This window comes from Psychrobacter piechaudii (genome assembly GCF_900162825.1).
Classification (GTDB): domain Bacteria; phylum Pseudomonadota; class Gammaproteobacteria; order Pseudomonadales; family Moraxellaceae; genus Psychrobacter; species Psychrobacter piechaudii.
Genome location: NZ_FUGE01000213.1, coordinates 1 through 2,590, shown reverse-complemented (window position 1 = coordinate 2,590; position 2,590 = coordinate 1). Strand labels below are relative to the sequence as shown.

Here is a 2,590-nt window from a genome sequence, read left to right as displayed (position 1 = left end):
TTGTAGGTGTTTGCTATAATAGCAGTTGTAGTTAGCAAGGAGCGAAGCTAAAAGTGTTATAGGTAGGGGGTTAGCCAGTATATGAATATGGTTGTCTCATTGAATATTTCAACTACTGGCTACATAAAATTACTACTACCCACAATAATCACTAACGTCACAGTAATGTAACGGCGGTATGATAGCTTAAGCTTCATAAACAGCTAAAGTTTATATAGATTTAAAAAAAACAGTCCAATCATTTAATTTAGTTATTTAAAAACAATTACTTTGTTAAACCCACCAATAAAAAGGAGCCAAAAAATGGCGTCAATTATTAATCAAGAAATCCCTGAGTTTTCAGCTGAAGCATTTGTAAACGGTGAATTTAAAACCATCACTTCAGAAGACGTAAAAGGCAAATGGGCTATCTTCATGTTCTACCCAGCAGACTTTACTTTCGTTTGCCCAACTGAACTAGAAGACATGGCAGGTCAGTATGAAGAGCTTAAAGGCCTAGGTGTAGAAGTATACTCAGTATCAACTGACACTCACTTCACGCACAAAGCATGGCACGATTCTTCAGAAGCTATTGGTAAAGTGACTTTCCCAATGATCGGTGACCCAACTGGCCGTATCACTCGTGGCTTCAACGTAATGATTGAAGAAGAAGGTCTAGCAGAACGCGGTACGTTCGTAGTAGATCCAGACGGCAAGATTCAAGTTGCTGAAATCCATGCAGGTGGTATCGGCCGTAGTGCAAAAGATCTAGTTCGCAAAGTAAAAGCAGCTCAGTACGTTCGTGAAAACGACGGTGAAGTATGTCCAGCTGCTTGGGAACAAGGTCAAGAAACCCTTAAGCCAAGCCTAGACCTAGTAGGTAAAATCTAATTAACCTCTAATTATTTAATAAATAGTAAGTTAATTTAGATAGACAATAAAAAAACCCCGCTATTAACTTAGCGGGGTTTTTTTTATGGCTTACAGATTTTAATAACCGCCTTTTTAGATATCAATATCTACGGTATTAGAGCTATTGGCTTGATTGGTGATTTTTTTGGTATCAATCTCTTTGGTCACTTCAAGCACAGTGGTCTGATTGGCTTTGTCCAAGTATTTTTGTGCTTTATCCACTTCGTGAGTCAATGAATCCACCGTAGTTTTCATATTATCAAGTGCTTTCACTTTATAATCGCTGATCATATCCATAGTCTCGTAGATATTGTTAAACGCACTTTGTAGTTTATCAAGTTCAATGGTGCTGTTACTGGCCTGCTCATGAATCTCAGTAGATTGACGCTTCATCATCGCTGAAGTCGATTCAATTAAGCTACTGGTGGTTTTGTTTAGTGCACTAATTTGATCTAATACCAGTTTTTGATTGGTCATTGCTTGAGCGACCACAACTGCGGTACGTAAGGCAGAAACTGTGGTAGTGGTGGCACGATCCACCCCTTTTATTAGCTCTAGGTTGTTTTTACGAATGGTATCTAGCGCCAAATAGCCCTGCACGTTTACTGCCAATTGAGTTAAAAAGTCAGTGTTTTTTTGACGTACATAAAACAGCATCTCTTCTTTGATGATACGAGCTTTTTCAGGATCAGTCGCTTCAATCTCGTAGATTTTCTTCTCTAGCTGTTCATCGATTTTTTTGCCCACATAAATATACTGACGAATGGACTGCATTAAGTTCCACATATTAACTTTTTCTTGCTCAATCATGGCATTGTCTTTGAGCAGTTCATCTTTACCATTATAAAGACTAGTAACGACCGCATTAATATGAGACTGGGCAGATTCATACTGACGGAAGTAGTCTTGGACCTTATTGCCCATAGGAATTAGGCCAAAAAGTTTACGCGAGCTGGTCAGTTGTTTTTTACTTGGATCTAAGTCTTCCACAATACCGCGTAGTTCAGTTAATGATTTGGCGATAGGGGAGTTATCAAATAAACCTTTGTCTAAACTTTTGGCTGGTAACTCCAGCATACGGTTTGAGACTTGCGCCGATTCTCTGATTTCTTGGTTACCTAAGTTGTGAATCGACTGTACGTTTTGCTTAAACTCACTACTTTGTACCGGATTATTGAGCACATGACTAACGAAAGCATCAACCTTAGCATCTAGCTCAGGAATTTGATTGGGATCAAGCTTTACTATTTGGTCCGCTTCACTGGTCGGTACTTCTTTTACCGGCTCGGGTGGGGTTAAGCTGATAGAGGGGGTGCTGGCACTTTCTGGAGGCGTTAATTCTTGCATAAGAGGTCCTTATAGTTGTTGTAGTTTGTTTTAATAAATATAGTCATTAAAGCATTGGCTTTATAAAGTAAGTGGTGCTTAAAATAAGTAGGATATCTACTTATAAAATAAAGTAGCCACTAAATAAAGCCCTATTAAATAAATAGTACAAGAAAGCAGCAGGTGATGATATTGATTATAAGTAAATAATGTTAAGTATTGAGTGAAGTTAGCAATAAAACTTAGCAATATAAATAACCCCTCTGCACACGACAAAAAAACAAAAAAGTCTGTTAAAGCAAAGGCATAATAGTAATTTTTAAGACGAATCAGACCATGCCAAACTTTAACAGACTTAGTGAAACTTTAACCC

General features: G+C 38.0%; 2 protein-coding genes. One reads left to right on the top strand and one right to left on the bottom strand.

Annotation, left to right across the window (positions count from 1 at the left end; translation table 11 throughout):
- The first annotated feature begins 303 nt into the window (after nucleotides 1-303).
- A complete protein-coding gene (ahpC, locus tag A1019T_RS11305; protein ID WP_077451720.1) occupies nucleotides 304-870 on the top strand; it encodes an alkyl hydroperoxide reductase subunit C in 567 nt (188 codons plus the stop codon).
- A 114-nt stretch (nucleotides 871-984) separates the two neighbouring features.
- Here the strand turns inward: ahpC and A1019T_RS11300 are convergent, their stop codons facing one another.
- Entirely contained in the window at nucleotides 985-2,238 is a 1,254-nt protein-coding gene (locus A1019T_RS11300; RefSeq protein WP_077451719.1) for a toxic anion resistance protein, read from the bottom strand.
- Nucleotides 2,239-2,590 lie beyond the last annotated feature (352 nt).

Coding starts and splice junctions, on each gene's coding strand:
- ahpC (WP_077451720.1), top strand. CDS start 304: ATGGCGTCAATTATTAATCAAGAAATCCCTGAGTTTTCAGCTGAAGCA.
- A1019T_RS11300 (WP_077451719.1), bottom strand. CDS start 2,238: ATGCAAGAATTAACGCCTCCAGAAAGTGCCAGCACCCCCTCTATCAGC.